Source organism: Clostridium senegalense JC122, assembly GCF_000285575.1.
GTDB lineage: Bacteria > Bacillota > Clostridia > Clostridiales > Clostridiaceae > Clostridium_J > Clostridium_J senegalense.
Genome location: NZ_HE611059.1, coordinates 1 through 6,080, shown reverse-complemented (window position 1 = coordinate 6,080; position 6,080 = coordinate 1). Strand labels below are relative to the sequence as shown.

General features: G+C 23.7%; 4 protein-coding genes and 1 pseudogene. 4 read left to right on the top strand and 1 reads right to left on the bottom strand.

All coding sequences use genetic code 11. The features are described from left to right. Nucleotides 1-117: 117 nt before the first annotated feature. The 4 genes and pseudogenes from CSGHG_RS19020 to CSGHG_RS24485 all read left to right on the top strand — a co-directional run bounded on the left by CSGHG_RS19020 (nt 118) and on the right by CSGHG_RS24485 (nt 4,810). Complete coding sequence (locus CSGHG_RS19020; RefSeq protein ID WP_010299773.1) at nt 118-1,335, top strand: exonuclease SbcCD subunit D; 1,218 nt, start codon at nt 118-120, stop codon at nt 1,333-1,335. Then, a pseudogene (locus CSGHG_RS22285) lies at nt 1,322-2,317 on the top strand (AAA family ATPase); the annotation flags it as partial. The gene CSGHG_RS19020 and the pseudogene CSGHG_RS22285, both read left to right, overlap by 14 nt. Nucleotides 2,318-2,379: 62 nt before the next feature. Beyond that, nucleotides 2,380-3,729: a coiled-coil domain-containing protein gene (locus CSGHG_RS22280; protein ID WP_026022458.1), complete on the top strand. Its 1,350-nt coding sequence runs from the start codon at nt 2,380-2,382 to the stop codon at nt 3,727-3,729. A gap of 463 nt (nt 3,730-4,192) precedes the next feature. After that, the gene (locus tag CSGHG_RS24485) at nt 4,193-4,810 is read left to right on the top strand and encodes an SbcC/MukB-like Walker B domain-containing protein (RefSeq protein ID WP_010299770.1); all 618 of its coding nucleotides are present in this window, start codon (nt 4,193-4,195) and stop codon (nt 4,808-4,810) included. Between the two features lie 19 nt (nt 4,811-4,829). Here CSGHG_RS24485 and CSGHG_RS21525 read toward each other — a convergent pair whose 3' ends face one another. Beyond that, entirely contained in the window at nt 4,830-5,660 is an 831-nt protein-coding gene (locus CSGHG_RS21525; protein WP_010299766.1) for a 4Fe-4S binding protein, read from the bottom strand. Nucleotides 5,661-6,080: the final 420 nt, after the last annotated feature.

The following is a 6,080-nucleotide window of genomic DNA, read 5'->3' as shown; positions in this document are numbered from 1 at the left end:
TATAAATTCTTAAATATTAGAAAATATATAGTATAATTATGGAATAAGACAATGAAATAAGACAATGAAATAATTAAAATTATTAATCATTATAAAGTATTATAAAGGAGTAAGTATATGAGAATATTACATACTGCAGATTGGCATTTAGGAAAAAATTTAGAGGGCTTTAGTAGAATGGATGAGCAGGAAAAATTCTTAAATGATTTTATAGAAATAGTTGAAAATAATAAAGTAGATTTAATTATTATAGCAGGTGATATATATGATAATAGTAATCCACCGGCAAGGGCAGAAAGAATGTTTTACAACACATTAAAAAAATTATCTAAAAATGGTGAAAGATTAACATTGATAATTTCAGGAAACCATGATAATCCAGATAGATTAGTAGCAGCAGGTCCATTGGCAAGGGAGCATGGAATTATTATGGTAGGAAGGCCTAAATCAATAGTTGAAACGGGTATATATGGCAAACATAAAGTTTGTAATTCAGGTGAAGGATTCATAGAAATAGAAGTAAATGGAGAAAGAGCAGTAATATTAACAGTAGCATATCCAAGTGAAAAAAGATTAAATGAAGTTCTATATAATGAAATGGAAGAAGAAGAGGAAAAGGCAAAAAATTATAGTGATAGAATAAAACTGCTTTTTGATAATTTAAGTAAAAACTATAGAAAAGATACTATAAACATAGCAGTATCTCATTTATTTGCAATGGGAAGTGAAGAATCGGGATCAGAAAGAAATATACAACTTGGAGGAAGTTTTATAGTAGATGGAAGTTGTTTCCCAAAAGAAGCACAGTATATTGCATTAGGACATGTTCATAAACCGCAAGTTGTTCCTGGAACTAAGAAAAAAGTTAGGTACTCTGGTTCACCACTGCAGTACAATAAAAAAGAAATAGGTTTTGTAAAAAAATGTTTTATTATAGATATAAAAGCAGGAGAAGAATTTAAGCTTGAGGAGATTGAATTCAAAAATTATAAACCAATAGAAATTTGGAGATGTAAAAGTATAGAAGAAGCTATTAAGAAGTGTGAAGAAAATAAAAATAAAGAATGCTGGGTTTATTTAGAAATATATACAGACAGATATATAAGAGAAGATGAAATCAAATCTATGAAAAGCTTAAAGAAAGACATATTGGAAATTATACCCAAAATAAAAGAAGAAGAAGAAGAAATTGATATGGCAACTTTTTTAGAAAAATCTTTTGAAAGTATTTTTAAGGAATTTTATTTTAAAGAGAGAAAAGTAGAACCACAAGATGAAGTTGTAGATTTATTATTATCTATAGTTAAGGATGGTGATGAAAATGAAGCCAATTAGTTTAAAAATAAAAGGTTTGAATAGCTTTATAGAAGAACAAATAATTGATTTTAAAAGGTTAACAGATAAAGGACTTTTTGGTATATTTGGACCTACTGGGAGTGGTAAATCTACAATACTTGATGGAATAACATTAGCTTTGTACGGAGAAGTTTCTAGAAAAAGTTCTAATTTTATAAATACAAATTGTAATAGTGTAAATGTAGTCTATCATTTTCAAATATCTGGAGCAAAAATTAAAAAATATACTGTAGAGAGAGAATTTAAAAGAGATAAATCAGGCAATATAAGATCTAAGTCAGCCAAAATATTAGATGTGACTTGTGAAGCAGTAGAAGTTTTAGAAGAAGGAGCAAAAAATGTAACTGCTAAATGTAAAGAAATTATAGGACTAGAATTAGATGATTTTACAAGAACTGTAGTATTACCTCAAGGTAAATTTAGTGATTTTTTGAAACTTGAAGGTAAAGATAGAAGAAATATGTTAGAGAGATTATTTAATTTACAAAAATATGGAGATAACTTATCTAATAAGTTGATAGGCGAAATAAAAGGAGAAAGACAAAAATATAATATACTTCAAGGTGAGTTAAAAGGCTATGAAGATATAGATAATGAAAGTTTAAAATTAAAAGAGGAGAGATTAGAATTAGCTTTAAAAAATAAAGAAAATATAGAAAAAGAATTGATAGTAATAGAAAAAGAATATAATGAAAATAGCGTAATTTGGAATCTACAAGAAGAATTAAGAAAAAGTGAACATATTTTTAAGGAGTTAAAGTTAAAAGAAAAAGAAAATAATATTAAGGAAATTAAAATTTTAAAAGGTGAATCTTATTTAAAAATAAAACCTTATATGGATGCTCGTGATGAGACATTGAAACAATATAATATTGAAAATAAAAAACTTAATATTATACAAAAAGATACTGAAAATATAAAAGTTGAAAAAGAAAAATTAGAAGTTCTTTTAAAAAAGGCAATAGATAAAAAAGAGAATGAACTTCCAAGTTTAAAAATAAAAAAGAACGAATTGATGAAGCTATGGAAGAAGCAAAAAATATTAAAAAGTTAAAAAATGAAGCAAAATATTTATATGAAGAACTACAGGAAAAAGAAAAATTAATAAAAAATATAAATAATAATATAAAAAAATTAGAAGAGGATATTATTATTTTGAATAATGAAAGAGAAGCAAAAGAAAAAGGTATAGGTAAATTAAAAGTATCAAATGAGCATAGAACAAAGATAAATGAAGGAGTAATCATTAGTAATGATTATAAATCATTAACGAGTCAAAAGAAAAATTTATTATTAGAAATAAATATATTAGAAGAAAGTATGAAAGTTAATAAGGATAGCAGATATGAATTGAAATGTAAAATTAATGAATTAAATATTAAGTTAAATGATTTAAAAGAAAAGAAAGAAGAGTTAGTGGAAAAAAATATAACTGATCCTAAAGAATTATTAAAATTTCAAGAAGAAATTTCATATTATAAAGATAAATGGAATAGATATGACTTACTAATAAAAGAGTTAGAAGAAAATAATATTTTATTAAAAGACTCTGTAAGAGAATTAAATTTTAAAACAGAAGAAAGAAATAATGTAGAAAATATTGTAAATACATTAAGAAATTATGTAAATAAAGTTGAAATTGAAAATATAGCACAATGTCTAAGAGAAAAACTTTTTAAAGGATATCCATGTCCAGTATGTGGTTCTATAGATCATTCAATAGATAATTTAGAAAGTATTAATTTAATTAAAAATGATACATCAAAAGAAAACCTAAAAGAAAATGAAGAAATATTAAAGAAATTTAATGAAAGAATTATCATATTAAAAAATAATATAGATTCTTATAAGAAATTAATAGAACAACAACATTTTAAAATAGAAGAGTTAGGAGAAGATTTTAAAAAAGTATCTATAAAAGAGCTAGAGGATAAATTTGAATTATTAAGAATTCAATTTAATAAATATGATGAGGAAAAAAATACTATAGAAAATAATATAAAAAAGTTAAGTGAAGATATAAATAAAAAAGATATAGAATATAGCAAGATAGATACAATAGTAACTCAAAATACTGGAAGATTAGAAAAGTTAAAAATACAGTTAGATAAATTAGAAAAACAGATTAATGCTGTTAAAATTAATTTAATTAAGTTAAAAGAAGAATTAAAAGTAGAAAACTTTCAAGAAAGAAGTAAAGAGATATCAGAAAATGATAATGAAATAACCAAACTTGAAATCAACCTTAAAGAATTAAGAGAAGATATATCGAAAAAGTTATTAGACAAAGAAAATTTAATTAAGAAGCTATCAACGCTAAATGAAAATTTAAAGGAAAAAAGAGTTATATTACAAGAAAAAATAAAAGAATAGTAGAAAAAGAAAATTATATTATAAATATAATAGGAAATATTAAAGATTTGGTATTAGCAAAAGAAGAGATTAGCAATCTTATATTAGAAATAGAAAGTAACTATATTAAAGTAGAAAGAGAAAAAAATCTATAGATGATAAATATAATAAATTAAATGAAGAGTTTGTTGGAGTAAAAGCAAATGTTGCAAGTTTAATAGAAAGAGGAAAAAATGATAGAAAAAATCTTGATAAAGCATTAATAGAAGAAAAGTTTAGTTGTATAGAAGAAGCCAATGAATATAAAATATCAAGGGAAAATCTAGATATAATAAAAAGAGAGTTTAAAGATTATAATAATAAATTATCTAAAATTATAGGTGCCATAGAAAACTTAAAAAATAAAATAGGCAATAATAGGTTAACAGAAGAGCAATGGCAGAAAATTAAAATATTAAAAGAAGAAAAAAATAAACAATTAAAAATGATAGAAGAAGTTGTAATTACTTTAAAATCCGAAACTAACAATATGAAAGAAAAGCTTATGCACTTAAAGGAGTTATTAAATGATAAAAAACAATTAGAATACAAAATGAGTTTATTAGATGATTTAGATAAGTTATTTAAAGGTAAAAAGTTTGTTGAATTTGTGGCATATCATCAATTAAAATATGTATCACTAGAGGCATCTAAAAGACTAAAAGAAATAACAAATGGAAACTATGGATTAGAAGTAGATGACAATGGTAAATTTATAATAAGAGATTATAAAAATGGTGGATCTCAAAGGGATGCATCTACATTATCAGGTGGAGAAACTTTTTTAGTTTCACTCTCTTTAGCTTTAGCACTTTCAGCACAAATACAACTTAAAGGAATTGCACCTTTAGAATTGTTTTTCCTTGATGAGGGTTTTGGAACATTAGATGATGAATTATTAGATATCGTTATGTGTTCTCTTGAAAAAATTCATAATGAAAAATTGTCAGTAGGTATAATAAGTCATGTAGAATCAATAAAGAATAGAGTTCCAGTAAAACTTATATTAACTCCAGCTCAATCAGGTCTAGGAGGTAGTAAAGTGAAAATAGAACGAAGTTGATAATAAATAAACTCCAGAATTAATTCTGGAGTTTATTTATTATATTAGATATGTATCTATTAGCAAAATCATAAAAACGTTCATTATTAAAATTATATAAACTATATTGATTTAATATAAAGCTTATAGTTGTATAAAGAGAGTCTAAATTAAGAGAAATATCTAATTCTTTATAGTTACAGTTTGAACTAATTTTAAGAAAAATTTTATAGTAGTCGCAATAAGAAGAAATACAGTTAAAATTACATGAATTTATACATTTTCCACAATCAGTGCAAAGTTTAGTATCTAAATTTATTTTATTATTTACTATAGTTAAGGCATTATACTTGCACTTATTAATACATGATTTGCATAATTTACATTTAGAAGAATCAATATGTATTTGTGAATAAGGTTTAATAAATATATCATTATTTTGTGATTTTAAACAGTTGTTAAAGCAACCTATGACACCAATAGTTACTTTATGAGGCAAAGATAAGCCTATAGTAATATTTTGAATAGTTGCTGCAATAGATTGGGTGTTAGTATGACTGTTTTTACAAACAGTTCCGCGACAAGCTGTTACAGGATGAACAAAATTACCCATTGCAGCTGTAGTAAAATTATATTTTTTTAGTGTATCAAGTACTAAACTTACATCATTTTTCTTTATATAAGGAATTTCTATACAACAACGGGATGTAAGAGTAACATATTCTTTACCATAAATTTTAGCTATTTTATTTAATATGCCTAATTCATCACAAGAAAAATTTCCACCGTTACTTAAAATTCTTATAGAATAGAAGTCTTTATGATTTTGCATAAGAACACCTAATGATTTTAAATTAGAAAAATTACTCATAGTTAACTCCTTAATATTTATTTAATTGAATAATATATAGAATAATTCATTATTTTATTATGAGTGTAATATAAAATTTTGATTTTAATTTATTAATAGAATAACAGAGTTAGAAAAAAATATATATAGATAATATATTTTTAAAAGCAAACTTTGCCACGTGTATCAATAAATGAAATTTAGACAAATTATAAAGAAAATAAAAGAAAAATAGGAATAATTTAATTAAACAAGGTAAATAATAATAAATGTGGCTTAAAAAATTTAATATAATAAATCTTGTCGCTGAGGGGTAACGCCGAAAGGTAAGCATTCTTAAAGCGAAAAAGTTTTTCAAAAACAACTTAAAAAAGTTGTTGACAAGGGAAAAACAAGATGATAAACTAATTAAGCAGTCGGAAAACGACGGTAAATAAGTTT

Coding starts and splice junctions, on each gene's coding strand:
- CSGHG_RS22280 (WP_026022458.1), top strand. CDS start 2,380: ATGGAAGAAGCAAAAAATATTAAAAAGTTAAAAAATGAAGCAAAATAT.
- CSGHG_RS21525 (WP_010299766.1), bottom strand. CDS start 5,660: ATGAGTAATTTTTCTAATTTAAAATCATTAGGTGTTCTTATGCAAAAT.
- CSGHG_RS24485 (WP_010299770.1), top strand. CDS start 4,193: ATGATAGAAGAAGTTGTAATTACTTTAAAATCCGAAACTAACAATATG.
- CSGHG_RS19020 (WP_010299773.1), top strand. CDS start 118: ATGAGAATATTACATACTGCAGATTGGCATTTAGGAAAAAATTTAGAG.